The organism is Nocardia sp. NPDC047654, from assembly GCF_043205035.1.
Lineage (GTDB): Bacteria > Actinomycetota > Actinomycetes > Mycobacteriales > Mycobacteriaceae > Nocardia.
This window is the reverse complement of sequence record NZ_JBIDDF010000019.1, coordinates 14,358-39,563: the sequence shown is the minus strand read 5'-3', so window position 1 is coordinate 39,563 and position 25,206 is coordinate 14,358. Positions and strand designations below refer to the sequence as shown.

Genomic DNA, 25,206 nt, shown 5'->3' with positions numbered 1-25,206 from the left:
CCGCTGCCAGTTCTGCCGGTAGTAATCCGAATGGTGATCGAAGTCGATTGTCGGCCGGGCTGACAGTGCCATCGAAGCCGCCTCCTATACGCCTTCCCCCTAGGCGGTCGTGTCGTGAAAGTGAGTGAGCGGTGTCATACTATGACACATGTGATTGCTATGACAAGATGTCATCTTGTGGCGGCTCCTGAGCTGCGAGTACAGAGATGAAAGCCCGATTCGCGTCCCGGCATGCTCCACGTCTCCCCACTCGTCACGACCAGCTGTGACAGGATGAAACAGCTAGAGGGAACTGTTCGGCGTACGTCGGCCCAACGGTCGGGAACCAAAACGAATACGGAGGGGACTGGATGGCTCGCCAATCGCTGCGCGACCGCCAACGCTCGGCAGCGCGCGACGAAATCCAGCGGGTGGCGCTCGCATTGTTCGTAGAGCGAGGCTTCGACGCGGTTTCTATCAGCGACATCGCGGCCGAGGTCGGTGTCGCGCATCGGACCTTCTACCGACACTTCCCCTCGAAAGAGGACGTCGTGTTGAACGTCCTCGACGACTTCGCTCCGGCGATTCACGCCAGCCTGCGTCGGCATCCTTCCGGGCAACCCCCGTGGAAGGTACTCCACGGCGCCTTCGAGGAAGCCACCCGGACCGGGCCAGCGGTGGGGGTGGCCATCGTCAGGATGATCCACGAGACGCCCCGGCTCCGCGCGGTTTATTCCGAACGCCAGCGCCAGTGGGAGGCGATGGTCGCCGAGGTACTCGCGGAGCGGATGAATGTGGATCCTGATATCGACCCTCGTCCGGGACTCTGGGCCACCATGGCGTTCGACATCCTCACCCGAACGACCCTCGAGAATGCGATGCGCAATTCGAGCTACGAGCCTCTCCGAAACCTCGAACAGAGATTTCGGCAAGCTGAAGAGTTCTTTTCCGGGATCCTCGCTTAGCCTCATACAGTGACTCAGGAGTCGCGTGTTGGGGTTTGGCGGTTCTTCGGTGGCGCGCCACTGTGGGGCGATGGCGACCGCGTCGATCGGGTTCGGTTGTCGTGGAACAGGTTTGCGGTGCTGGTCGCGTAGCGCAGCACATTCGACTTCGCCAGGCCGACCCGGCGGCTGATTCGTCGAGGTGATCGCGGCGATCGGCACCCCGCTCAGCATCGTCGCCGCAGTCTCCAGGATCGCCCCGCGCCAAACCTAGCGCTGCTCTTCACGTCGAGATCCGGCAGGTCACCCGCAGTACGAACGCGATCGAGTTGTTGAGTGTCCGCTACCGGCGGACCATGCGCTGGAACCCCGCGGTCAACGCCTTCGCGATCACCTTCGCCGACCGCTGGCCCAATGCGGAAACCTACTGAGAAACAAACCCGGAAACACCGTTGGCGAGGTAGGCCCCCCGGTTCGGGTTGATACTGATTCAGTTGGTCGAAACCTGGTTGGCCCGAAGCCGCGTCCGCTCACCGTCACCGGTCTGCCGCCCGCGTCGCGATCGATGATCCTGCACGGCCTGGTTCGCACCGCGCTGTTCCAGAACACCGACTACGCGGGGCTGTACCTGCGTCGCGTCGGCGTCTTCGCCGCCCTGGATCCCGACCGAGACGGCGACGCGCTGCTCACCGTCGAAGCGGCCCGGCAGGTCGCGCTGTGGATGTGCTACCAGGACACGATTCAGGGTGCGCTGCAAAGACCCGGCGCAACCGCACGGACCGCATCCGCACCGAGGCGCGGGCCGAGCCGGACCAGCTCATCCAGGTCCGCGAATACCTGCACCCGCAGATCGAGCGCGGCCCCCCGGCGAACCTGCCTGCTTCGACGAGATCACCGACACCATGCCAGCCCGCCTCGGATCGACACTGCGCCGCTCCACCGCATTCCAACGTCTGGTCCGCCGCTGGTGAGCCATGGGAATGCAGAACCTCTGCGACAGTGGGTGGCGTCGAGATGAACGCCGTGCAAGGCGCGGACATGACGATTCTGTCGGCCGGACTCGTACACAACGACCTCATCAGCGAGGGCTACCACTCCATCCGCAAGGCAGGCGCACTCGTCGTCACCGGCGTCGGCCCGGACCAAGAGGACGGTCTGCAAGGCATCAACGCCTTGACACTCGCCATGTTACAGAAGCGGATTCAGGGCGCGTTGTACGGGCATGAAATCTCCACGCGAAGCCATGCCGATGCTGCTGAACCAGTACCGAACCGGCAGGCTGAAGCTCGACGAATTGGTCACCCGCACCTACAGTCTCGACCAGATCAACACCGCCTACGACGACATGCGCAACGGCCGCAACATCCGCGGTTTCATTCGGTTCGGCTGAACTCGCCGCAGAACCGGATCCGACGTCCGGCCGGTGCGACCCCACCGGCCGGACGCCTTGCCGTGATTGCTCGTCCTTCGGCAGGAGAGAATCGAACCGTGTCACTGATATCGGCCCTCACCATCATTACCGTGGACCAGCTCGCGGCGGCAGCCATCGCGCCTTCGTTTTCCACAATCGACACCGATGGTCTTCCCTCCACGCCGTTGCTCGTCGTCGACCTGGACAGCACCCGGTGGACCGCGCCACTGGTCGATGCCGCGGAAGGTGTACTCACCCATCCTGCGAGCCCGATCACCATCGGCGTCGCGACCCACAGACCGCCGCCAGAAGCTGCTCCGTTGCTCGCCGCGTTGACGTGCACGCTCGCCCCTGAGGAATGGTCCCGGCACGTAGTTGCTGCCGACGTCGAGAGCCTGAGCATGATCGCCGACGCGATCGAACAGGCCCCGTTGGCGTCGTTGGCGCTGGGCGGACTGCTGAGGCTCACCTCGGCCGTCGGCGTTCCAGAGGGCTTGGTGGCCGAGTCACTCGCGTATTCGACCCTGCTGGCGGGTGAGGAGTTCGCCGCTTGGCGCGCCTCCCGGCCCGTCCGTCCGATCCCGGAGCTCGCCGCGGCGCCGGTGCTGGCGACCCGAACCGGCGATCGGCTCGACCTCACTCTCAACCGCCCCGAGCGGCGCAATGCCTTCGGCCGCGCAGTACGCGACGGTCTGCTGGACGCGTTCGACATCGCCGCACTGGATTCCAGTATCACCGAGGTCCATCTACACGGCGCCGGACCTGATTTCAGCAGCGGCGGTGATCTGGATGAATTTGGCACCGCAACCCACGCGCCGACCTCACACGCAATTCGGTTGCACCGCAGCGCGGGCTATGGCCTGCACCGGCTGGCCGATCGCCCGGGCACCGCGGTATACGCGCATCTTCACGGCGCATGCATCGGAGCGGGCATCGAGATACCGGCGTTCGCTACGCATGTCTATGCGTCCCCAGACACACGGATACGTCTGCCCGAGCTGTCGATGGGCCTGGTTCCCGGCGCCGGCGGAACCGTCGGGGTGGTGCATCGAATCGGGCGCTGGCGCACGGCATGGATGGTGCTGACCGGCAGCTACATCGATGCCCCCACCGCGTTGCGATGGGGGCTGATCGATGCGCTGCGGGAGCCTCAGCCGGAGGTCTCCGTCTGTGACGGGCGGTAGCTCAATACCAGGAGTGCCGCCGCGGCCAGGACGCCACCGGCCGCGGCGACCACCGCCCATATCGTGCCTGCGAAATCGAGATGGAAAACCGCGTCCGCCGAGCGCTCTCCCGGGCCTGTCGCGGCCAGGCCGACAACCACCATCGCTACCAGTAGGGTGTACTCCCACCCACCCTTGAATACGAAGTAGCCCTTGCCCCAGTGGTCAGTACGCATTGCGACGACCATGAGTCCGACGACGGCAAGTGCGGTGAGCCCCGTCAGCAGGCCGAGGGTCACGAACAGCCCCGCACCCATCTCGGTGGCCGCAGCCACCCGGGCGTGCACTGCGGCCGGGCGCAGGCCGAGAGAATCGAACCACCGCGTGGTTCCGGCTATCCCGCCCGGACCTGCGATCTTGTTCCAGCCGTGCACTATCAACATCGGTCCGAGCGCCAGGCGCACGATAAGAAGCCCGAGGTCGATATTCATCACGAATTCCTCTTTTCCGGGAGAGTGCTAGTCAAACCGCCGATGCCTGTCCCGATCAGCGCGAGGCTCGCACGGGCATAGTCGCGTTGCCGACGTTTACTCACGAGATACGAAGGCGGCGCGGCGAATACGATGTCGGCAGGCAGCCCGGCGCCGCGGGCAGCCAATTGTCTTCGCGCTTCCTCGCCTGTGCCGGCCAGCGCGATCGCACTCAACATATCGTCGGTCACAGCCAGTGCCATGGCGTCGGTGTCGCGGGCAGCGAAAGCAGTCCGGATCCGCTGCACCTCTGAGGTCCAGCCATGGTGCGCTATGAACGGATCATAGGTCCGCACCGTCAAATAGAAGGCGATCATTCGGCGCGCGTCCAGCCTGGCTCGCTTCGGATCATCATCGTCGATCGCCGTGATCAGCCAGCCGGTCTCGAGCCACTCCGGTCGACCGCCGGGGGAGCGCACGCGACCGCTTGCGACGGCCGGTCGCACGACCTCGTCCCACCACAGGGTCGTGAACAATCCGTGGCCGATCACGCCATCGGCGACCTCACCCGCTGCCGCCGCCATTCCGGCGTTGAATCCGGCCAGCAGCAGCGGCATATCGACACGGCCGAGGACGGGTGCACGGATGTCTGCTCTGATGTCGTAGAACTCGCCGGAAAACCGCACCGTGTCGCCATTCTCGGCGTCCAGATAGGCCCGGACCGCACCGAGCAGCTCCTTGATCCGGGCTATCGGCCGGTCGGCCGGCACGCCGAACCAGTCACGGTTGATCCGACGAGCTCCGCTACCAAAGCCTAGAAACATCCTGCCCGGTGCGGCGTGGTGGACAGCCCGCGCCGCCGTGGCGTGCGCGTACGGCGTGCGCGCGAACGCGTAGGCGATCGCGGTGCCGACCTCGGCGCGACGAGTACCTTTCGCCATCTCGGCGAGCTGGAGGTACGCGTCGTGGTCGGCGAAGTCACCGGTGCAGAACGCGGCGCAGCCGGCTTGCTCCGCAACGGCCGCAACTTCGGGGCCGTTCCATGGCATTCCGAACTTCATGGGCGAATTCCTGCTCGTGAGTTCACAGCGGATTGTCCGCCCGAGCCACAATCTCGAGTTGATGCCGACGCGAACCGAAGGCATTGTTCTGCGCAATCTGCCGGCGCGCAAAGAGGTGCGGGTCCGCCTCGGCGGTGAAGCCCATACCACCGTGGTTCTGGATGTTGTCGGCCGCATTGAGTCGGGCGGCATCGCGCGCCACGATCAATGCGGACGCGGCGTGGAAGTCCGGCTCGGCGTGCCCTTCATCTTCGGTAAGCGCGGCGTAGACGGTCTGGAAGAACGCGGTCTCGGCACGTACGGCCATCTCCGCGCACCGATGCTTGACAGCTTGGAAGGCACCGATGGGTTTACCGAATTGCTCACGTTGTTTGACGTATTCCACGGAATTCGCTAGCGCCGCCTCCGCCATCCCACAGAACAACGCGGCCTGAAGAATCGTCCCGCGCCGCATCAGACCGGAATGGAAGTCCAGCAAATTCGCCGGACTGTCGATCTCGGCGATCGACACCGGCGCCGTGGGATCGACCGCATCGACCGCATCGACGGTGAGTCCCGCACCGGGCACCAATGCCGCCGTCTCGCCGTCGAGTACCAATATGTGATCAGCCGTTTCCAGAGCATAGACCCGGAAGCTGCCGGTGACGCGCGATCCAATTTCGGGCTCCGCGCCGGGCTGCCGGAACGCGACAGCCGCGCGCGTCCGGCCCGACATCAACGCCTCGGTCAATGCGGTGTCCCCCACACCCGCGGCGAACTGGGCCGCCAGGACGGTGCCGACCACCGGCCCCACCGCGAGATGCCTGCCCAGTTCGCGGAATGCGGCCACCTCGTCGGCGGCGCCGAGTCCGGCACCGCCGAACTCCTCGCCGACGCCGAGCATGAACAATCCCATCTCTGCCAGCCCTGTCCAATACTGCTCGGTGGCAAGGGATTCCAGAACTTGTCCCGGACGGTCGGCAGTGTGCAAGGCGGCTCGGGGCAGGATGTTCGTCAAATATTTGGCCAGGGAGGCGGCGATCGCCTCCTGTTCGGCGGTGAACAGCATGTCCATGCGAAACTACCTGTCCTTCGGAAGGCCGAGCAGACGCTCGCCGATGATGTTGCGTTGGATGTCTTTGGTGCCCGCGGCGATGGATGCGCGGAACGCGTTGAGCTGGTTCCTCGCCCACGGCGAGAATCGCTCCCCGCCGACGGTGGTGGCCCCGAGCGCTTCCACGCCGAGCGATTGTGTGCGCTGCAGCAGCTGCGAGAAGTAGTAACGCACAATCGAGCCCTCGACCCCCGGCTTGCCGTTGCGGGCGATACGAGAGACCGTGGCGTAGTTCAGCGCACGCAGCGCCGCGACTTCGGCGCGCAGCTCCGCGATCTGCACCCGGATCGCTTCGTCATCGTAGGCAGAGCCCTTCCCCAGCGGTGCGGACACCTGCTTCGATTGCTCGACGAGCTGCTCGAGTGTGTTGGCGAGCTCGACGATATCGGCCATGAACGCCGTTCCGCGCTCGAAGGACAGGGTCGACATCGCGACCGACCACCCGCTGTTCACCTCTCCGACGACCTGAGACAGCGGAATTCGAACGTTCTCATAGAAGACCTCGCAGAACTCTTCCTGGCCCGCGATGTTTCGGATCGGCCGAATCTCTATGCCAGGCAGCGACATATCGCAGATCACCCAGGTGATGCCCTTGTGTTTCGAAACAGCGGGATCGGTGCGAACCAGCAATTCCTGCCGGTCGGCGACGTTGGCGTAACTCGTCCAGATCTTTTGGCCGTTGACCACCAGCTCGTCGCCATCGATCTCGGCCCGGGTAGAGAGGCTCGCGAGGTCGCTCCCACTGCTGGGCTCGCTGAAGCCCTGACACCAAATTTCGTCACCACGCAGGATCTTCGGAATATGCGCGGCCTGCTGTGAGTGGGTGCCCCGAGCCATCAGCGTGGGGCCCGCGTGGCTCATTCCGACGAAGTTCACGCCCAGCGCCGGTGCATGCGCCCGAGCATAGGCTTCGTACCACAGCAACTGCTGCAACATCGACAAGTCGCGGCCGCCCCACTCCGCCGGCCAGGAAATGCCCGCCCAGCCGGCGTCGAACTGAGCTTTCTGCCACGCGACGTCGTAGTCGCGAGCATCGGGCCAGCCACTCGGCCGGGGTTCGGACGGACGATTCTCTTCGAGCCATGTTCGCGCCTCCTCCTGAAAGGCGATGTCTTCCGGTGCGAACTTCAGATCCATCTCACTCCTTCAACCGGACCGGCTGACCACTCGCGGCACCTACAGCAATCGCGCTAATTTTCGACAATATCGCTAACTGATTATACGATATCCCTCATGCCGCACAACGTCCACACGGACCGGGCGCCGTTCGGGGCCCTGGCCCAGATTCTCGCCCTCGACCGCGTCGACGGGAACACCTTCGTTGCCGCGCCCCGGCGGCATCCTTCCCGCCGCAAATTCGGCGGCGAGACGATGGGCCAGGCGGTAGTGGCAGCGGCGATGACCGTGGCACCGGATCGCCGGCTGCACGCGACACAGACGCACTTTCTGGCGCCGGCCGATTCCGCGGAACCGACCGAATACACGGTGACTCCCCTGCGCGACGGCCGAAGTTCCAACACCCGACGGGCAGAGGTTCGACAGCACGGCCGTGTCGTGGCCGAGACGATGACGTCTTTCCACGCCGCACGGCGCGGTTTCGATCAGTCCGACCGTATCGACCCTGGTGAGCATCCCGAAGTGTTGCCGACCCCCGCAGAGCAACTGGCCACGAATCCCAGGATTCTCGCGTGGTACACCGACCTCGCGGGGCGAGGGGCGGTGGACTTCGCTTTTCCGGCGGACCGCTGCAAGCGCGGGTCGATGCCGGCGAACGGACGCCTCGAGACCAAGCGCTCTGGCTGCGCAGCATGACAACCTTGGACGAGAACCCCGTGCAGCATCAGGCCGCGCTGCTGTACATGAGCGACTATTTGATGCTGGGCATGGCAGCCCTGCACCACGGATTCACAGTGCAGGATCGTGGCGCGACCGTCGCCACGGTGAACCACTCGGTCTGGTTCCACGCTGCGGGGCGCGCCGACGACTGGGCGTTGCACAAGCAACACAGTCCATGGGCCGGGAACGGCAGAACACTCACCGAAGCGCGCCTCTACACCGCAGATGGCGGACTGCTCGCCACCACGCTCCAGGAAGGCGTCATCAGCCGCTCCTGATACCCCCCGGCCCCGGATCGACCTGGGGCTCCGACGAGAGGAATACAGACATGCACATCGCAGGAAGTTCGGCCTTCATCGCCGGCGGCGGAGGCGGATTCGGTGCCGCGACCGCGCGTCGCCTGCACGCCGCAGGCGCGAAAGTGGTCATTGGCGATCTCGACGAGGAAAAGGGGAAGTCCGTCGCCGCGGACCTCGGGTCAGGGGCGACGTTCATCCGCACCGACGTCACCGACGAGAACGACATCCGAGAAGCGCTCGCCGCCGCTGCCGACATGGCGCCGCTGCGGGTCACGGTGGCCGCACATGGCGGCCCCGGCGGTAACCGTGTCTTGAATCGCGATGGCGTCGCGGTGCCGCAGGAAGACTTCACGCGCGTAATCGATATCTTCCTCTCGGCGACGTTCAATATCGCACGACTCGGCGCCGAGGCAATCGCCGCGTCGGAGCCTCTCGAGGATGGGGAACGCGGAGTCATCATCAACACCGCCTCTATCGCTGCCTACGAGGGCACCATCGGCCAAGCGGCGTACGGGGCGGCGAAAGCCGGAATCGTCGGAATGACCTTGCCGCTCGCTCGAGACCTTGCTCCCCTAGGCATCCGCGTGGTGACCATCGCACCCGGCACCTTCCTCACCCCGGCATTCAAAAACGCCGATCCCCAGCAGCTCGATGAAATGTGGGGCGCCGCAGTGCAATTCCCGAAGCGGATGGGCCGCCCCACCGAGTACGCTCAGCTGGCCCAGCAGATCTGCGAGAACATCTACCTCAACGGCGAGACGATCCGCTTGGACGGCGCACTGCGCTTCACACCGAAAGGCGCGAAATAGCGGGTGCGCTCAGCGCACACCCGCCGGCCGCCTCAACGCATCCGCGGCTGCGGCTTGGCGTACGTCGACCGATCGACCGTCCGGATTCCGTCCGGACTCCCGATAGTCGCGTAAGCCAAGCCGCGCTCCAGGGCCGCAGAACGCCCGAGATCCAGCGACTCCCAGATCGCACGAACCGTTCCCTGCACGGCGGAAGTCGGCTTCGCCGCGATTGTCGCGGCGATCTCGTGTGCCCGCGCGCGCAAATCCGCCAGCGGGACCACCTCGGTAACCAAACCGATCTGCAGCGCCGTCCGCGCAGTTACGCGCTCGTCGAGACCCATCAGCGCCATCCTGAGTGCCTGACTTGGGCCGACCCGATACGACAAACCGATGGGCTCGACTGATGCGACCATTCCATAACTGACGTGCGGGTCGAAGAAGGTAGCATCCTCGGAGCAGATCACGATGTCGCTTTCAGTGATCCAGTAGAACGCTCCGCCCGCAGCCATCCCGTGCACGGCACAGATCACCGGTTTCCACACTTTGTTCGACTTGGGGCCGAGCATCTCCCCCGGATCCCGTTTCGCCCAAATGTTGTCCGGATGAACGAGCCCCTGCTTGACGTCGACCCCGGTGCTGAATGCACGACCTTCTGCGGCCTGGATCACCACCGCTCGCACGTCGTCGTCAGCGTTCAACTCGGCCCATACCGCCGAGAACTCCTCACGCATCTGCTGATTGAAGGCATTGAGCGATTCCGGCCGGTTCAGCGTAACGGTGGCAACACCGTCCTCCGCCCGTTCGACCAGGATCGTCTTCCAGCCCCGCGTCTTCTCGCCCACGCATCCTCCACTTATCTCGCCGAGCTCGAGAGCCGCCAGGTCGGCCACGGAGAAGGACCGCCCGTCATGCCGGGACGCTTCCGGTGTGCACGCGCGCCAGTGCAGTGCCTCCTCCTGCGTTTCGGCATCGACGCGCCAGCTACCGCAGGAGGCAGAAGGCGTAGTAGCCCTCCCGCTCCTCGTACGGCAGTACGGCTTGACCGTCACAGTACCCACCAGAATTCGCGATGGAGGTGATGAATTCGATCCGGCCGAACCGCGCGACGCCCTCGTCGTGGACACGTTGCAGCGAAACCTGATCGCGAACGTCCGCCGGCGCAGCCACGATCTCGCCGCCGACCTCTTTGACCGCGCGAACGGTCTCTTCCAGGTCCTCACGACTGGCGTTGGGATAGTCCATCGAGGCGATGTCGGCACAAATGTCGACCCCGATGATTCCGAACCCACGGCCAGCGAGTTCGATTGCGTGGGCGCGTCCTTGGCCGCGCGCCACGCCGGTGATGAAAGCGACTTTCGAATCCATTGTCTGCTGTTGCTTACGTGAAGAACGTGTCGTTACTGCTGCCGTGACGGCAGCTGGACGACGAGGCCGTCCAATTCCTGCTCGATCTGAATTTGGCACGACAGACGAGAGGTATCGCTTTTCTCCCGAATGGCAAGTGTACGACCAGCTTTCGCTGGTCAAGATCGACAAGGATGTTCCGCTGGACGTGGCGTGCCTGGTCGCGTGCGGAGTCCAGACCGGATACGGGTCGGCCACCACTGCGGGAAACGTCCAACCCGGCGACGTCGTCATGGTGGCCGGAGTGGGCGGCATCGGCATGAACGCCGTGCAGGGCGCCGCGGCGTCCGGCGCCGCGCACATCATCGCGGTGGACCCCGTCGCCGACAAGCAGAAGTGGGCGTTGGAATTCGGGGCGACCGAGTCGTTCGGATCGGTGAGCGAGGCCATGCCCCGCCTCCACGAGCTCACCAACGGCCAGGGCGCCGACGTGGCGATCCTGTCCGCCGGACTGGTGCACAACGACCTGATCACCGACGGGTACCACGCCATCCGCAAGGCGGGCACCCTCGTGATCACCGGCGTCGGACCGGACCAGGAGGACGGTATCCACGGCATCAACGCCTTCACCCTGGCCATGTTCCAGAAGCGCATTCAAGGCGCCCTTTACGGCATGAAGTCGCCGCGTGAGGCCATGCCCATGCTGCTGAACCAGTACCGCGCCGGCAAGCTCAAGCTCAACGAACTGGTCACCCGCACCTACACCCTCGACCAGATCAACACCGCTTACGACGATATGCGCAACGGCTGCAACATCCGCGGCGTCATCCGGTTCAGCTGACTCTGTTCCGAGAGACCGCCACGGTGCGTCGGTATCCGGCCACAATGGCGCCGGCTCCGGCGCCCGTTCCGCCGTGAACCGTCCTAATCGATTCACCCTCTCCGCTCGAGTTCGTGCCGGTAGTCGCAGAAAGTCCGAGTGTCGAGCAACACTATCCGTGGGCAATACCTGCGGATTGTGTTGCTGGACAAACACTCCGAAGCTCCACCGTCTTGCGATGGGCGCGTGGAAACGCTTTCGTAGCTGCTAACTCGTCGACGCCGCACAATCCGGCCAGGCGCTGACGGCCAGCAATGCCAGGACCGCAACGGCACCACCGACCGCGGTGATGCAGGCCCACACCGAGCCCGCCGACTCGACGCCCAAAAACCCGTCGAGCGACCAGGTGCCAGGGCCGAGGCCGCAACCGCGAGCGTGGCAGCCCGTCGCGGCGAGCCACCGCGAGCCATCCCGCCGGGAATCGCGTGCCCCGAACGCCGCGCGAATAGAATCCGATCGGGATCCTCGTCGTCGACCGCGGCGATCAGCCAACCTGTCTCACACCATCCGGCCGTATCACTCGTCGAACGCCCGAAGCCCTCGAGACCATGCTCGCATTGAATGCGTCGGCCTCGGCGGTGAATCCCGTCCCGCCGTGGTTCTGAATGTTGTCCGCGGCGTTGAGGCGCGCCGCGTTGGATTGATTGCGCACCATGACCGGCTGGACCCCGCCCCCTCTTCACGCCGAGGAGTCTGCTCGAGTGCGGACTCGGTCAACTCGACTGGGAGAGCCGGCCGCTTGTGGCCTCATCGCCTGTCTGGCACAACCAAGCCACATGGGCGTCCGACCTCCACCTCCGCCGAGCGTCGAACGCGCCGCGCGGGCCAAGTCTCCGCGCTCGATCACTGAGAACCAGTCGGTGTCTGCATACACCGCGTCGAGCGCAGCCCGGACCATTCGTGCCGTTCGGACACCAACAACGGACGGGCAAGGTGTCGACAGTTCATCGACCCTCGCAACCAGGTGCGGATTTCGATCGACGTTCACAAACCCACCCGGTCTTCGACCGCAACCCAGAGCACAGAGCGGAGAGCGCCGCCCACATGTTCCCGCCGCGGCGTTCGATGTGGGCGCGGCTCTAGTGATGCTGAGCGCCCGAGGTGGCTGGAAGAAGCGCGCTGACATCCTCGCCTGTGCGGAGTTTGGCCGGCAACGCGGTATCCCAGTAGTCCGTCCAACGCGTGATCTTGCCGTCGTCGCCGACGACGAATGTGCCCATGACGGGAACACCAGGTTTGCGGCCATCCGGAGCCTGGATGTAGTCGAGCCGCTCGGTCATGACGACGGAACCGTTGCCGACGATGTTCACTATCTCGTACGCATAGGCATCCGGGTACATTGCGAACTGTCCGTGCAGATTCCGGACGATCGCATCGACGCCCGATACTGCTGGCATACCAACGTTCTGATACACGGCGCTATCGGCAAGGAATGGTCGCAACGCTTCCGCCTCACGGCGCTCCATCAGCGCGCAAAACTCACGAACAACATCGACGGCCTGTTCCATGGCGAACCTCCGAAGAAAGAGTGGGTACGGCGGTAACATGCAACCTGCATGCGACATACTGACTGTATGTGGAGTGCGATCGGAGTGCAATAGGCTGTAGCGATGCGATCGGACGAGCGAACGTTGAGCACGAAAGAGCGACGGGCTGCGCAGGCCGAAGCGACGCGTGCGGCCATCGTTGATGCTGCAAGGCGATTGTTTGTCGCGAAGGGGTATCACCGGACCGCGACCGAGGAGGTGGTCGCCGAGGCTGGAGTGGGCACGCGCGGCGCGCTTTACCACCACTTTGCTGACAAGCGAGCACTCTTTGAAGCGGTGTTCATCGACGTTGAAGAGGAACTGGTTGCACACGCAGGCGCCGGTGCGGGCGCCCGTCCGGCGGGCTCTGCCTTGAACCGACTGCGCCAAGCTCTGATTGGGTTTCTCGATGCCTCGCTCACCCCCTCTGTTCAGCAGATACTTCTTATCGACGGACCCGCCGTGCTCGGTTGGGAGAAGTGGCGCGAACTCGAAGGCCACTATGGGCTCGGTGCCATACGGGGGATGCTGGAGAACGCCGTCGCAGAGGGCCACCTGGCCGCCGACCAGCCTATCGATGCACTTGCCCACGTCCTGCTCGCCGCCACGGATGAAGCAGCACTGTTCATCGCAAATGCGCCCGACCCGTACGCCGCTCGCGACCAAGGCGTGCAGGTGCTGAACACCCTATTGGACGGTTTACGAACTCGGTGATTGTGCCGAGATGCGGGTCACCGCAGCGATACGCCACCACGTCCAGGCGCGCCGCTCGACGGCGTCGCTGATCACGCGCGCTTCGAGCAGGGTGACCAGGTGCCCGAGGTCGGTGACGGGCCTTGAGACGCTCCGCCTCGGCCGATGCCTCCGAACGGACTTCGTAGAGGACGTTCCTCAGCTTCGACGGCTGATCGAGAGGGCGCCGGACCGGGGATGACGCGATGCCCATGGCATCCCCTCCTGCGTCGCGTGCCCGGGTTCAGAAGGCCCAATTCGGTGTCGCGGAGCCCACGCGCTCGGCCGGGCGCTCCCAGAACAGGGGATTCCCCTCGATCTGCACCGGGAACACGAGCCGCTTGACCGGGCCGAACGGACCCGCGTAGATGCGATCCTCCCACGGCCCGTCGATGGGGATCTGGATGGCCGGGCCCGGATCCGCCGTCGACCGTGCGTCCTTGATGACCAGCGAGGCCGTTCGCGCCAGCGAGAACTTCCACGTCGATCCGGCGCCCGTGCGGGCGCGCGTGGTCAGGCCTCGAATGGCCGCGGCGGCCATCAGGTGGCCCGTGGTGAAATCGAGTCCTTCGACTGTGGTGTGCCGGGGGCGCGAGGCGTCGACCATCAGCCCGTTCACCGAGATCGGCACGCGCGTCTCGGGGTCCTCCAGCGCCCACCGCTGCGTCTCGTTCGCCAGCCCGGTGCTGAACTGCACCACGGTGTCGAAGCCGCGGCGCAGGGCCCACGGACCCGTCCAGCCGTAGGCACGCACGGCCACCTCGACGAGGTCGGGCTTGATCGCGCGACGCTCCTCCTCGCTGATGATCCCGTCGATCGCCCCGGGCCGGTAGCCGTGGACGAAGACGTCGGCTTCGGCGAGCAGACGCCTGAACTGCTTGAGGCCCTCGGGCGTCTTGATGTCGAGGAAGGCCCAGCGCTTTCCGAGCACCATCTCCGCGCCGCGGCCCCCGTGGCTTATGGCCTCGTCGGAGCCGGGCCGCTCGATGCGCAGCACCTCCGCGCCGAGCGCGGCGAGCCACCGCGTTCCCACCGGGCCCGCGATCACACGGGTCATGTCGAGGACCTTGATCCCCGCCAGGGGCCGGCCCGGAGTGGGTCGCCACGCCGAACCCGACGCCGGGTGCTCGGTGTACGCCGCCAGCGGCTCGGCATCGACCGCGCGCCCCGCCGGCGTCTCGAGCCACTCTTCGGGCGTCCGGCTCGCGGCGACGATGGCGTTGCCGTCGACGAGCCGCTGTTCGATCTCGTCGGCCGGGGTCGCCTTCACGACGGCCGCGACGGCGTCGATGTCGTCGGCGACGCCGAGGGCCTTGACGATCCGCTCGCGGGCCGAGGGGAAAATGCCGTGCAGACGCAGCCACCGGTCGTCGGCCGTGGGCAGTTCGGTGAAGAAGTCGAGGTTCGCCGGGATGGGGACGATGAGCGGTTCACCCAGCGGCTGCGAGGGCCCGAGGGGCAGGCGGAACCAGCCGCTGGCGATGTAGCGGTCGACCTCGATCGCGGGGTGCGGCTCACCCACCTCGCCGAGGAGCTCGCCCACGGCGGTGGCGACGAGGGCGTTGGACGCGCCCGCGAGATCGGTCAGCGCGAAGGGCGAGGGCATGGCCCCCTCGCCGGTGAAGGTGACGTTGCTCGTGAGCTCGGCGGCGCCGCCCAGAGCGCTCCACAAGTGGCCCAGCAGGCGGTGGGTTTCGGGGAAGGTACGGGACATGATCATCCGATTTCTCTGTGGGTGCGGGAGGTGTTATGCGGTTCCGGCTGCTCGATCGCGGGCAGCCAGGCGGTCATCAGGGCCTGCAGCACCGCGACGAAGGCCACCGGCTGATCCAGGAACGGATTGTGGCCGGATGCCGCGATGACGGCCTCCGCGGATGGAGCCGGGGTAAGGGCCCGCATCTCGGCGGCGGCATCCGCGTCGAGCACTCCCCCGTCGGGCCGGATGATGGCGAGGGGCACGACGAGCGGGCGGAGGAGGTCGCGCAGCGACGCGTTCTCGATCCACAGGCGATCGGAACGTTTCCACCGCCACCCGTCGCCCTCGCGCCGGAGGGACGTCTGGGCGAGGTGGCGGCGCAGCACCTCGGGGAGGGGCGCGTCGGTCCGCGAGTGGGCAGTCGAGAAGCGGGCGATGCCCTCTTCCGCCGAATCGAAGCGCGGACTGGGCTTGTCGCGCCCCGGCCAACCGGCATCGTTGAAGCGGGTGTCGACCGTCACGACCGCCCGGAACAGCCGCGGATGGCATCTGGCCGCGGCGACGCCGACGACACCGCCCATGCTGTGTCCGACCAGCACGGTGCGGCGGAGCCCGGCGGCTTGCGCGACGGCCACCACCTCGTCGGCCCACCCGTCGATCGCATAGGCGTCGCGGTGCGTGCTGTCGCCGTTGCCGGAGAGGTCGATGGCCACCACCCGGGAGCCGGTGAGAGCCGGCGCGATGTGGTCCCACCACCGCGCGTGCGCCAGCCCGCCGTGCACGAGCAGGATTCCGTCCGCCTCTCGCGGACCCCAGACGCAGTAGGCGATCTGGGCGCCGCTTACGGCGACCCGGTACTCGCGGGCCGGCACGGCGAGGTTCCGCTCGATCCAGTCGAGCGTGCCGCCGGGCGCCGTCATGACGAGCATGTCACGGTGCCGCGAATCGGAGGAGGGTCACGGCATCGGTGACGTCGTTCCACGACGCCACCAGTCGCATCCCCACTCGCGCCTCGTCGGGCGCGAGGTCGAGACGGACCGTGAAGACCACGCCGTCATCGGTGAGCACGCGTCCGACGACGTAGGGGATCTCGTCCTTCATCGACGGGTCGAGCGCGCGGTGGTAGACGACGTAGCTGTAGAGCTCGCCGGTCGGCGCGATCGGCACCCACGACTGCGAGTCCGACCAGCACCTGGGGCAGATCTCGGTCGCCGGATAGCGCAGGTCGCCGCAGGCGTCGCATTTCTGCGCCAGGAGCCGGTGCTCGCGGGCCGCCTCCCAGAAGGCGGCGGTGGCGGGGTCGGTGACGTCCGGCAGGTTCTGCGGCGTCGTGTTCGAGGTCGGTGCGTAGGTCATTGCGAAGTCCCGATGATCGAGGCGGCGCTCTTGAAGAACGCCATGGTGGAGCAGTACAGGGCGAGTTCGGGGTTGGGAACCTGGCGGTCGGGCTCGACCGTCCCGCGCAATTGGCGAACGGCTTCGACCATGTGGAGCCAGCCCCACATGTAGCTCTCGGAGAGCTGACCGCCGTTGGTGTTGAGCGGCATGTCTCCCCCGGGCCGGGTGTGCCCCTCGGCCACCCAGCGCCCGCCCTCGCCGACCGGCGCGAATCCGTAGTACTCGACCATCTGCAGGTTCCACACGGCGGTGGGGTTCTGGATGTAGAGGATGTCGATGTCCGACGGAGTGAACCCGGTGTTCTGCCAGATGCGGGCGGCGGTGCCCCCGATGTTGGGCCGGGCGGGGAACTCGGCGAATTGATCACCGATGATTTCCGTCCCCTCGGCCATGCCGAGGATGTAAACCGGCTTGTTCGGGTAGTCCTTTGCGCGCTCGGCGCTGGTGACGATCAGCGCGACCCCGCCGTCGGAGATCATCGTGACGTCTTCGCGCCGCAGCGGCTCGACGAGATACGGCTTGGCCAGGTAGTCCTCGATCGTGAGCGGATCACGGAAGATCGCCAGGGGATTGCGCTGCGCCCACTCGCGTTCCGATACGGCGAACCAGCCGAACTCCTCGTCCGTCGTCCCGTAGAGCGCCTTGTGGCGCTGCAGCGCCATGCCTGCCTGCCCCGCGATGTGCACGAAGCCCGACGCCCCCTCGAGAGACGGCGTGGGGGCGGCGAAGTTGACCTTCGACGAGCGAGCGTTGGCGCCATAGACCAGGACGATCGTCTCGGCCAGCCCGGTGAGGATCGCCTGTACCGCCAGGTGCAGCGAGAAGTTGCACGTGCCGTAGTCGAGCGTCTGGGCATACTTCGGACTCATCCCGAACAGGGGCCCGACAGAAACGTCCGTGTTCCCGCCCTGGATGGACTTGCACGTGATGAGGCCGTCGACCTGCTCCCGCGTGAGGCCCGCGTCGGCCAGCGCGGCCGTGATGGCCTCGATCGACAGCCGTTCGGCGCTCTTTCCCGGGAATGTGCCCTGGTCGGAGTGTCCCACTCCGACGATCGCGACCTTGCCGCGGATGTCTTCCACCATGTCTTCGTCTCTCAGCTCGGTGTTGTCGTCGCCTGCGGTGCCGACACGATGCCCCGCGCGAACAGCGCATCGATCTCGTCCGCGGTGTACTCGAGCTCGGCGAGCACCTCGGCGGTGTGCTCTCCGACGTGGGGGGCACGCCGCCGGATGAGCGAGTCGTTCGCCGCGAAGCGCACGACCGGCCCGCGTTGCCTCTCGGTTCCCCCCTCGGCGAGATCGACCGTCTGCCACCAGCCCCGCTCGTGCAGGTCGGGATCCTCGAGCAGTTCGTGACCGCTGACGACCGCCGTGGCCGCCAGGCCCGCCGCCTGCAGTTCCGCGGCAGCCTCGTCCCGGGTGTGTCCGGCGGCCCACGCATCCGTGGCACGACGCAGCGCCTCGTCGTCGCCCGCGTCGGCGTCACCGACGACCGCGCGCAGGCGCGAACGGTCCTCGCGGGTCTCGAGCGAGACCGCGACCCACTGGTCGTCGCCGAGGCAGCGCGAGAGCCATCCCGGTGCGCCCGGAGCATTGTTGGCGTCGGGCTGCGGGTTCGGGGCGCCGAGCGACGTGGCGAGGATGTGGTCTCCGAGCAGGCTGGTCACGGTCTCCCGCTGCGACATGTCGACCCACCGGGCTCGACCGTCGGCCCGGGCGGCCATCACGGCCGCCAAGATCACAGCGGGGGCGAGGGAGTTGGCCGTCTGGTCGGGATAGTTGATCCGGCCACTCGACCACGTCGGGGTGTTCGCGTCGTATCCGCTGAGCGATTGGATGCCACCGAGGGAGTCCAGGGTCGTGCCGAACGAGGTGAAGCCCCGATTGGGGCCGGTGGCGCCCTGGCTGGAGATCGAGACGAGAACGATGTCGGGGCGCAGAGCGACCAGGTCGGCGAATCCCAACCCGAGCCGCTCGATCGCTCCCCGGCGGAAGTTCTCGACCACGACATCACTGCGACTGATGAGCCGGCGGGCGATCTCGTGCCCTTCCTCGGTCTTCAGGTCCACCGCGAGCCCCCGCTTGTTGCGGTTGGCGACGCGAAAAGGTGCGAAGGCGAGGTCGCTCGAGCCGCCTTTGTCGCGAGTGAAGCCCATCCGGTACAGATCCGGACGGTTCTCGCTCTCGATCTTCACGACGTCCGCTCCGAAGTCGGCGAGCACCTGGGTGGCCGCCGCCCCCGCGGTCACGATCGAGAGATCGGCGACCTTCAAACCTTGCAGCAACCCGCTCATGCGGCATCTCCCTCGTCGAGATCCTCGATAGTTCGAATCGCCCACGGCGCGTCAGGGATCTCTCCCTCCCCCACTCCGGGCACCTCGATCCGCCGGAAGAAGTCGCGCGCGCGGTACTGGGGAGAATCCAGCAGATCCGACATCGTCGCGACGTGCCCCGACGGGATGCTCCGCGCCTGCGCGCGGGCGTACAGCTCCTTCTTCGACATCGGAAGAGTCGTCTCCTCGACGAGCTCTTTGAGCTCTCTCTCGTGGAGCGCTCGAGAACCGGGGGTCGCGAAACGGGGATCGTCGAGGCGCGGGTCGCCCAGCATCTCCTTCACGCCGTCCCAGTCGCGGGGAGTGAAGAACAGGCCGAAGTGTCCATCGCGCGTGCGCGCGACGAGCGGCCCTCCGTCGTCGCCGCGACGGTCGATGGGCATGCCGGTCTGGAAAGTGCTGGCGATCTTCCACTCCAGGTGGGCGGCGGCTTCGAACTCGGACGTCTCGAACGAGGTGGCATGCCCCGTCGACTGACGGTGGAAGAGTCCGATCATCACGCCGTCCAGGACGAGCAGTCCCGCCGTCGCCTGCAGCGGGTGACTACCCAGGCGCACCGGCTCGCGGCTCGCCGAGCCGATGAGGTTCATGAAGCCGCCCGCTGCCTGCAGGAGGAGTTCGTTCGAGCGCAGGTGTGTGCGCGGTCCGTCATCGCCCCACGCCGTCACATGGCCGATGACGGCGCCACTGGCCCGGCGACGCACGTCGTCGAGATCGATCCCTCGCTCGCTCCACCGCGAGGTCGTCCCGGCGATGAGCACGACGTCCGCGTCGTCCAGCAGCTCGTCGAGGCGAGCGCGCGCCTCGGGCGCGCCCGGATCGAGGTCGATGGTGTCCTTGTTCTGGCGCAGCCAGACTCCGGCCGCCGACGGGCCGTGCTCGTCGTCGCCGAGCCGCGGCCCGAGGGTGTCGAGTTCGGCCTCCTCGCCGGTGGGCACCACACGCGTCACGTGGGCGCCCAGTCGCTCGAGGAAGCGCCCGGCGAGAGCCGTCGAGAAGGTCTCCCCCAGTTCGACGACGCGAGTCGAGGGCGGGAGCAGCCTCGTCGCTCTTGTCGACTCCTCGGCGCTCATGCTCCCTGCCCCACTCCCCGGTGACCGCTCAGGAACGCTGCGATGCCGTCGCGGGAGGCCGGCGTCTGCCCCATCACGATGCGATTCGTCATCTCGGTGTAGGCGATCGCGTCATCCCACGAAAGGTTCTCCATCGCCTGGATGGTGCGCTTTCCCCAGTCCAGCGCCACCGGGTTGAAGGTCGCGAGCTGCTGCGCCCAGTCCGTGGCCTCGGCCAGCAGCTGGTCGTCGGGCACGACCTTGTTGACGATCGCCATGCGAAGGGCCTCGTGGGCGTCGACCCGGCGCGCCATCAGGATGATCTGTGCCGCGTGCTTGGGCGCGAGCCGCTTCACCGCCGCCGGACCGGCGTGCGAGGGAAATCCGCCGAAGCCCATCTCGGGTGCGCCGATCTGCGCCGATTCCGCCGCGATAGCGAGGTCGCAGCTGTGGATGAGTGTCGATCCTCCGCCGAGGGCGAAGCCGTTGACGGCGGCGATGAAGATCGCGGGATGCGAGCGGATGTCGGCTTGCACCTCGGTCCAGTAGTGCGTCTGCTGGCTGGAGCGCGAGGAGAACCCGTCTCCCGTCTGCTCACTGAGGTCGACTCCGGCGCAGAAGGCCGGGCCGGCACCCGTCAGGATGACGGCCTGCTTGTCGCGGACCGCGGCCAGGGCTTCGCGCAGCTGTCGCACCGCCTCGCGGCTCATCGCGTTGCGCTTGGCCGGGCGGTTCAGGGTCAGCACGGCGTACCCGTCGTGGTCATCGATGAGCACCAGCGGCTCGTCGGGATTCTGCGTCTGCGCAGCGGGGTGAACTTCAGTCATGACCATCCCATCAATCAACTAGTTAGTTGAGCATACAGTTGGTCGTGCGGGTCTGCAATGACAAGTACATTCCCTTCAGAAGGCACGACCGAGAGGCACATCGCCGGCCACCGCTGGCGACCGGCCGATCGGGTTATCCGCACCCCGGCTCGCCCCTCAGCGGATCAGCGCCCCTCCGGCCCCAACCAGTAGGCCTTGACGTGGGTGTACTCGTCGAACAGGTCGAGGCCCATCGTGCGACACCGCGAGTCCTCCGACTACTGATTGACGCCCATTGCCAGCTTTGTCGTCGATCGCACCGCGATTCGGGCACACGCCCGATCCCGACATGAGGACTCACGGCCACGACCGGTTCGATGTCTCGTCGCGGGAGACGGTCTGCCCCATCTCGCGAACCGCGCCCGAAGTCTTATCGGTCACCAGGGTTGTGACACTGATCGGATGCATGGGCCGATCGGCAACGGCGCGAGCGGAAGCTGCGCTCCGGCTCAGCCTGCGGCCGCGCCGATCGATGCGTGCGCGCCGAAGACCTCGGCAGCCGCGACGCGGCCGGCCTCACGGCCGAACGTCATCGACCGCAGCACCGAGGTGCCTGCCGGATACTCCTTGTAGAAGATGCCCGTCACCTCTCCGGCGGCGTAGAGGCCGGAGATCACGCGCCCATCCATGTCGAGAACGTGCGCCTCCGCGTCGACCTTGACCCCGCCATAGGTGAAGCAGATCTGCGGCTCGATCGGCCACGCCTCGAACGGACCGTCCGTGAGTGGCTGGGCGTAGTTCGACTTGCGCGGCGTGATGCCGGTGGTTGCCCTACCGTCCATCGTGAGAGGGTCGATGTCGCCTGGGGCGGCAGCGTTGTACTGCGCAACTGTTGCCGCCAGCCGCTGGGGGTCGATGCCGAGCTTGACGGCGAGTTCTTCGATGGTGTCGGCGGTGACCGGCGCGAGAGCGGTCGACTGCATCGCGTCGAGGAACGGCACTGCGCGGCGAACCGACTGGTCGATGATGGCGTAGGACCGTCCACCCTGAGTCCGGTGGGTCACGTTGGCGATGCTGTCGAACTGGATGTCGTAGGTGCGCTCGGCCTCGTCCATGAAGCGCTCGCCCGCCTGGTTGACCAGGATGCCCCAATACCAGGCCGCGACAAGCGGTTCCTCGGACGCCGATCGGGCGTCGCAAGGCTCGAGGTGCGCAGCATCGAACTGCCCGGCGGTGCCTGCTCCGACTTCGAGGGCCATCCGAAGGCCGTCACCGCGGTTGTTCATCGTGCCGGGCGACACCGTCTTAAGGCGGTAAACGTCGGCGATGTAACGAGACAACATCTCATGGTTGCCCTCGAACCCGCCGTTGGCCAGCACGACCGCAGCCGCCCCGAGCACGGTGGCGGTGCCGTCGGACAGCCGGACCTGCACGCCCGTGGTCTGGCCCTCGTCATCACGTACGAGGTGCTCTGCGGTGGTTTCGTAGAAGACGTCGGCGCCCTGGGCGGTCACCTTCGCCAGCAGCTTCTCCACGACTGCGCGCCCACCGCCGACCACGCTCCACGCCCAGCCGGTGCCGAACGGCGTCGGCACCTTGTCGAGCGCGACTCCGAGGTCTTGCAGCCACTGCAGCGTGGCTGGCACGTTCGCGTAAAAGCTGCTGACGTATTGCTCGTCGATCAGCGCGCCGGAGTTCATGCGCATGTTCTCGGCCCACGACGGGTCGAGCTCCCCCTCGCCGGTGAGACGCAGGAACGCCGTGGTCCACGCCGACGATCCGCCGCGATCGGATCGGGGGGCACGTTCGAGGACTGCGACCCGCGCGGTCCGGCCAGCTTGGGCACTGTGGTCGAGGAACGACTTGGCCGCGGCCAGGCCGGCGACGCCGTGACCGACGACGACGAGGTCCCAGGTCGAATCCGGAGCAGCAATTGTCATGATGGGCGCACTCCCTCGTGCTTGTTGATGGGTTCGGCTCTGCAGGACCTTCGCAAGGGGCCGTACAGTTCGCGGCGGTGACCGTTGTCACAGTGAAGCGCATGGCGACCGCGCCGTCAACCAACAAGTTGGTCAATGCTAATTTTCGAGACGAGTGGCCAGGCCATGCCTACTTCCGATGAAGGCCAACCTTGTCAATGCCGTCGGCCTCACCGAACAAGCGGGAGTTCTGCAACGACGAGGCCACTGGCGGACGCGGACCGTCCAACCCAATGGTTGAATGACCCCATGCCTTCTTCTTCGACACGCGCGTCCAGCGAATCGGAAAACGCCACGCGTGAACGCATCCTGGACGTGGCCGTGGAGGAGTTCTCCTCGAAGGGGTTCGGATCGGTGCGCATCGACTCGATCGCTGCGCGCGCCAACGCGAACAAGCAGCTGATCTACTACTACTTCTCGTCGAAGTCGGGCCTGTACGACGCCGTCCTCGATCGGCTCGTCGACACGTACCGCCCCGTTTGGGCGGCGATGCGCGAGGGCACCCTCGACGACATGATCCGCCTGCGCGCACAGCAGGCGCGCGGCAGCATCACCTGGCGGCGCCTCTTGGCCTGGGAAGGCCTGGAGTACTGGGAGAACCGCGACAATCCGATACATCGCGAAGACATCCGCAAGGCCGCGTACGACAGTCAGCGGGAAGTGCTGGAGCACGCGCAGCAGAGCGGCACGTTCCCCGCCGAGGTCGATGCGCGCTTCGCCTCGCTGCTGCTGATCTTCGCCTCGCTGGGCCCCGCCGCCTTCCCCCAGATCACCAAGCTCGTGACGGGGCTCGAGCCCGACGACCCCGCCGTCGCCGACGGGGTCGATCAGGTCATCGCCGCGCTGCTGGCGCGCACCTCAGAGGATCAGCGCCCCTCCGGCCCCAGCCAGTAGGCCTTGACGTGGGTGTACTCGTCGAACAGGTCGAGGCCCATCTCGTGACCGACGCCGCTGTTCTTGCGTCCCCCGAACGGCACGTTCCCGCTGAAGGCGCGCCAGGTGTTGATCCACACGACGCCGACGTCGAGTCGCTCCGACACGCGGCGCGCCCGGTCCACGTCCGTGGTCCACAGTCCGCCCACGAGGCCGTACTCGCTTTCGTTCGCGATGCGCACGGCCTCGTCATCGGTGGCGAAGGTGATGAGCGAACCGACGGGGCCGAAGATCTCCTCCCGCCGCAGGCGCGACTGCTCGTCGGGGGTCTCGTACAGCGTGGGTTCCACGAAGAGTCCCCGGGCGATACCGAACGGCTCCGCTCCGCGGCGCCCACCGGCGACGAGCCGCGTCGTGGACTCCGACTCTGCGACGTCGAGGTAGCCGCACACCTTCGCGTACTGAGGGCGCGACGCGATCGGCCCGATCGCTGTGCCGGGGTCGAGCGGGTCGCCGATGGGCAGCGCCGCGAGGGCCTTCGTGAGCCGCTCGAGCACCTCGTCCTTGATGTCTTCGTGGACGAGGACGCGCGAGCCCGCGTTGCAGGCCTGCCCGGTCCCCGCGGTGAGACCGACGACGATCCCCTCGACGGCGCGATCCAGGTCGGCATCGGCGAAGACGATGTTGGCCCCCTTGCCGCCCAGCTCGAGGGTCGTGCGAACGAGACGGCCGGCGGCTGCCTGCGCTATCCGGCGACCGGTCGCGGTCGAGCCGGTGAAGGCGATCTTGTCGATCCCCTCGTGCTCGACGAGCGCCGCGCCCGCCGCGCCGGCGCCGGTCACGACACTGATGACGCCCGGGGGGAAGCCCGCCTCGACGGCGAGTTCGACGAGCCGGATCGTCGAGACCGGGGTGACCTCGCTCGGCTTCACGATTACGGCGTTGCCGACCGCCAAGGCCGGGAACAGCTTCCACCCGAGCAGACCGATGGGGTTGTTCCACGGGGTGATCGCCGCCACGACACCGACGGGCACCTTCGTCGTCCACGCCCGGTGCCCCGGCATCATCGGGGTCACCGTGTCGCCGTGGAGCGTCGTGGCGTAGTGCGCGCAGAACTCGATCGCGTTGGCGATCGAGCCCATCGCCAGCGTCATCTCGGTCAGCGTCTTGCCGTTCTCGTGCACCTGGATGCGCGCGATCTCCGCCACATGCTCACGCACGAGAGCCGCCCAGCGCTGGAACAGCGCGAGGCGCTGGAACGGGGAGGTCGCCGCCCACGCGGGTTGGGCGGCACGGGCAGCCGCGACGGCGCGGTCGACGTCGTGCGCCGACGCTTCCGGGACGTAGCCCCACTCGGCTTCCTCGTACGGGTCGAAGCAGCGGAAGACGGCGCCGTCGGCGGCCTGCGTGCTGCGACCGTCGATGATCATTCCGAATCGCCGTGCCGGGTCCATCTCCGGGAAGCGGGTCGAGGCGGTGGTGGGTGCAGTCGTCATCGACCGGCCTTTCTTCGATGCGGCGAGGGGCCACCACGGCCA

25 protein-coding genes and 1 pseudogene are annotated in these 25,206 nt (G+C 66.7%); 10 read left to right on the top strand and 16 right to left on the bottom strand.

The window, feature by feature from the left end:
• The first annotated feature begins 350 nt into the window (after nucleotides 1-350).
• The 4 genes and pseudogenes from ACGF7Y_RS31865 (at nucleotide 351) to ACGF7Y_RS31850 (ending at nucleotide 3,518) form a co-directional block, all read left to right on the top strand.
• Nucleotides 351-944 (top strand): TetR family transcriptional regulator, encoded by a 594-nt coding sequence (locus tag ACGF7Y_RS31865; RefSeq protein ID WP_195065917.1) that lies wholly within the window; start codon nucleotides 351-353, stop codon nucleotides 942-944.
• Between the two features lie 266 nt (nucleotides 945-1,210).
• Nucleotides 1,211-1,354: pseudogene (locus tag ACGF7Y_RS31860) on the top strand (IS256 family transposase); the annotation flags it as partial.
• Between the two features lie 134 nt (nucleotides 1,355-1,488).
• On the top strand, nucleotides 1,489-1,941 hold the full coding sequence (locus ACGF7Y_RS31855) for a DUF6537 domain-containing protein (protein ID WP_393240377.1): 453 nt from the start codon (nucleotides 1,489-1,491) through the stop codon (nucleotides 1,939-1,941).
• Nucleotides 1,942-1,961: 20 nt separating this feature from the next.
• Nucleotides 1,962-3,518 carry an enoyl-CoA hydratase-related protein gene (locus tag ACGF7Y_RS31850; protein ID WP_393240374.1) on the top strand — a complete coding sequence of 519 codons (1,557 nt, stop codon included), beginning with the start codon at nucleotides 1,962-1,964 and terminating at the stop codon, nucleotides 3,516-3,518.
• Here ACGF7Y_RS31850 and ACGF7Y_RS31845 read toward each other — a convergent pair.
• Genes ACGF7Y_RS31845 through ACGF7Y_RS31830 form a run of 4 tightly spaced genes read right to left on the bottom strand, consistent with a single transcriptional unit; the run spans nucleotide 3,485 to nucleotide 7,258 of the window.
• Nucleotides 3,485-3,988, bottom strand: coding sequence for a DoxX family protein (locus ACGF7Y_RS31845; RefSeq protein WP_195065915.1), 504 nt, complete (start codon nucleotides 3,986-3,988; stop codon nucleotides 3,485-3,487). The genes ACGF7Y_RS31850 and ACGF7Y_RS31845 overlap by 34 nt on opposite strands.
• Nucleotides 3,988-5,028, bottom strand: a complete 1,041-nt coding sequence (locus ACGF7Y_RS31840; protein WP_393240370.1) for an LLM class flavin-dependent oxidoreductase — start codon at nucleotides 5,026-5,028, stop codon at nucleotides 3,988-3,990. Before ACGF7Y_RS31840 ends, ACGF7Y_RS31845 begins: the two co-directional genes overlap by 1 nt.
• A gap of 22 nt (nucleotides 5,029-5,050) precedes the next feature.
• Nucleotides 5,051-6,082: an acyl-CoA dehydrogenase family protein gene (locus tag ACGF7Y_RS31835; RefSeq protein ID WP_393240368.1), complete on the bottom strand. Its 1,032-nt coding sequence runs from the start codon at nucleotides 6,080-6,082 to the stop codon at nucleotides 5,051-5,053.
• Nucleotides 6,083-6,088: 6 nt separating this feature from the next.
• Nucleotides 6,089-7,258: an acyl-CoA dehydrogenase family protein gene (locus ACGF7Y_RS31830; protein WP_393240365.1), complete on the bottom strand. Its 1,170-nt coding sequence runs from the start codon at nucleotides 7,256-7,258 to the stop codon at nucleotides 6,089-6,091.
• Nucleotides 7,259-7,354: 96 nt separating this feature from the next.
• On the opposite strand from ACGF7Y_RS31830, the gene ACGF7Y_RS31825 reads away from it, so the two are divergent.
• From ACGF7Y_RS31825 to ACGF7Y_RS31815, 3 genes are read left to right on the top strand one after another with little or no spacing between them, the layout of a single operon-like run.
• Nucleotides 7,355-7,933: an acyl-CoA thioesterase gene (locus tag ACGF7Y_RS31825; protein WP_393240362.1), complete on the top strand. Its 579-nt coding sequence runs from the start codon at nucleotides 7,355-7,357 to the stop codon at nucleotides 7,931-7,933.
• Nucleotides 7,930-8,235: an acyl-CoA thioesterase domain-containing protein gene (locus ACGF7Y_RS31820; RefSeq protein ID WP_195065910.1), complete on the top strand. Its 306-nt coding sequence runs from the start codon at nucleotides 7,930-7,932 to the stop codon at nucleotides 8,233-8,235. The genes ACGF7Y_RS31825 and ACGF7Y_RS31820 overlap by 4 nt, the downstream gene beginning before the upstream one ends.
• 50 nt (nucleotides 8,236-8,285) lie before the next feature.
• Nucleotides 8,286-9,065: an SDR family NAD(P)-dependent oxidoreductase gene (locus ACGF7Y_RS31815; protein WP_195065909.1), complete on the top strand. Its 780-nt coding sequence runs from the start codon at nucleotides 8,286-8,288 to the stop codon at nucleotides 9,063-9,065.
• A gap of 32 nt (nucleotides 9,066-9,097) precedes the next feature.
• Here ACGF7Y_RS31815 and ACGF7Y_RS31810 read toward each other — a convergent pair whose 3' ends face one another.
• Nucleotides 9,098-9,889, bottom strand: a complete 792-nt coding sequence (locus tag ACGF7Y_RS31810; protein ID WP_195065908.1) for an enoyl-CoA hydratase/isomerase family protein — start codon at nucleotides 9,887-9,889, stop codon at nucleotides 9,098-9,100.
• 139 nt (nucleotides 9,890-10,028) lie between these two features.
• Nucleotides 10,029-10,412 carry an SDR family NAD(P)-dependent oxidoreductase gene (locus ACGF7Y_RS31805; protein ID WP_195065907.1) on the bottom strand — a complete coding sequence of 128 codons (384 nt, stop codon included), beginning with the start codon at nucleotides 10,410-10,412 and terminating at the stop codon, nucleotides 10,029-10,031.
• A 136-nt stretch (nucleotides 10,413-10,548) separates the two neighbouring features.
• On the opposite strand from ACGF7Y_RS31805, the gene ACGF7Y_RS31800 reads away from it, so the two are divergent.
• Entirely contained in the window at nucleotides 10,549-11,232 is a 684-nt protein-coding gene (locus tag ACGF7Y_RS31800) for a zinc-binding dehydrogenase (protein ID WP_393240358.1), read from the top strand.
• Between the two features lie 1,118 nt (nucleotides 11,233-12,350).
• On the opposite strand, the gene ACGF7Y_RS31795 is transcribed toward ACGF7Y_RS31800, so the two are convergent.
• A complete protein-coding gene (locus tag ACGF7Y_RS31795) occupies nucleotides 12,351-12,779 on the bottom strand; it encodes a limonene-1,2-epoxide hydrolase family protein (RefSeq protein ID WP_195065885.1) in 429 nt (142 codons plus the stop codon).
• Between the two features lie 102 nt (nucleotides 12,780-12,881).
• Between ACGF7Y_RS31795 and ACGF7Y_RS31790 the strand changes: the two genes are divergently transcribed.
• Nucleotides 12,882-13,511, top strand: coding sequence for a TetR/AcrR family transcriptional regulator (locus ACGF7Y_RS31790; RefSeq protein WP_195065884.1), 630 nt, complete (start codon nucleotides 12,882-12,884; stop codon nucleotides 13,509-13,511).
• 262 nt (nucleotides 13,512-13,773) lie between these two features.
• On the opposite strand, the gene ACGF7Y_RS31785 is transcribed toward ACGF7Y_RS31790, so the two are convergent.
• The 8 genes from ACGF7Y_RS31785 to ACGF7Y_RS31750 all read right to left on the bottom strand — a co-directional run bounded on the left by ACGF7Y_RS31785 (nucleotide 13,774) and on the right by ACGF7Y_RS31750 (nucleotide 22,756).
• Nucleotides 13,774-15,249 (bottom strand): CoA transferase, encoded by a 1,476-nt coding sequence (locus ACGF7Y_RS31785; RefSeq protein ID WP_393240355.1) that lies wholly within the window; start codon nucleotides 15,247-15,249, stop codon nucleotides 13,774-13,776.
• Nucleotides 15,246-16,145, bottom strand: a complete 900-nt coding sequence (locus ACGF7Y_RS31780) for an alpha/beta fold hydrolase (protein ID WP_393240352.1) — start codon at nucleotides 16,143-16,145, stop codon at nucleotides 15,246-15,248. The genes ACGF7Y_RS31785 and ACGF7Y_RS31780 overlap by 4 nt, the downstream gene beginning before the upstream one ends.
• Nucleotides 16,146-16,155: 10 nt before the next feature.
• Nucleotides 16,156-16,581 carry a Zn-ribbon domain-containing OB-fold protein gene (locus tag ACGF7Y_RS31775; protein WP_195065881.1) on the bottom strand — a complete coding sequence of 142 codons (426 nt, stop codon included), beginning with the start codon at nucleotides 16,579-16,581 and terminating at the stop codon, nucleotides 16,156-16,158.
• On the bottom strand, nucleotides 16,578-17,708 hold the full coding sequence (locus ACGF7Y_RS31770) for a thiolase family protein (RefSeq protein ID WP_195065880.1): 1,131 nt from the start codon (nucleotides 17,706-17,708) through the stop codon (nucleotides 16,578-16,580). The genes ACGF7Y_RS31775 and ACGF7Y_RS31770 overlap by 4 nt, the downstream gene beginning before the upstream one ends.
• Nucleotides 17,709-17,719: 11 nt before the next feature.
• A complete protein-coding gene (locus tag ACGF7Y_RS31765) occupies nucleotides 17,720-18,919 on the bottom strand; it encodes a CaiB/BaiF CoA-transferase family protein (RefSeq protein ID WP_195065879.1) in 1,200 nt (399 codons plus the stop codon).
• Nucleotides 18,916-20,031 carry a CoA transferase gene (locus tag ACGF7Y_RS31760; RefSeq protein WP_393240348.1) on the bottom strand — a complete coding sequence of 372 codons (1,116 nt, stop codon included), beginning with the start codon at nucleotides 20,029-20,031 and terminating at the stop codon, nucleotides 18,916-18,918. The genes ACGF7Y_RS31765 and ACGF7Y_RS31760 overlap by 4 nt, the downstream gene beginning before the upstream one ends.
• A complete protein-coding gene (locus ACGF7Y_RS31755) occupies nucleotides 20,028-20,837 on the bottom strand; it encodes an enoyl-CoA hydratase/isomerase family protein (RefSeq protein WP_195065877.1) in 810 nt (269 codons plus the stop codon). Before ACGF7Y_RS31755 ends, ACGF7Y_RS31760 begins: the two co-directional genes overlap by 4 nt.
• Before the next feature lie 488 nt (nucleotides 20,838-21,325).
• Nucleotides 21,326-22,756: an FAD-binding protein gene (locus ACGF7Y_RS31750; protein WP_393240345.1), complete on the bottom strand. Its 1,431-nt coding sequence runs from the start codon at nucleotides 22,754-22,756 to the stop codon at nucleotides 21,326-21,328.
• A 276-nt stretch (nucleotides 22,757-23,032) separates the two neighbouring features.
• Here ACGF7Y_RS31750 and ACGF7Y_RS31745 point away from each other — a divergent pair, with 276 nt between their 5' ends.
• Entirely contained in the window at nucleotides 23,033-23,689 is a 657-nt protein-coding gene (locus tag ACGF7Y_RS31745) for a TetR/AcrR family transcriptional regulator (RefSeq protein ID WP_393240342.1), read from the top strand.
• Here the strand turns inward: ACGF7Y_RS31745 and ACGF7Y_RS31740 are convergent.
• Nucleotides 23,662-25,164, bottom strand: coding sequence for an aldehyde dehydrogenase family protein (locus ACGF7Y_RS31740; protein ID WP_195066122.1), 1,503 nt, complete (start codon nucleotides 25,162-25,164; stop codon nucleotides 23,662-23,664). The two genes, ACGF7Y_RS31745 and ACGF7Y_RS31740, sit on opposite strands and share 28 nt — an antisense overlap.
• Nucleotides 25,165-25,206 lie beyond the last annotated feature (42 nt).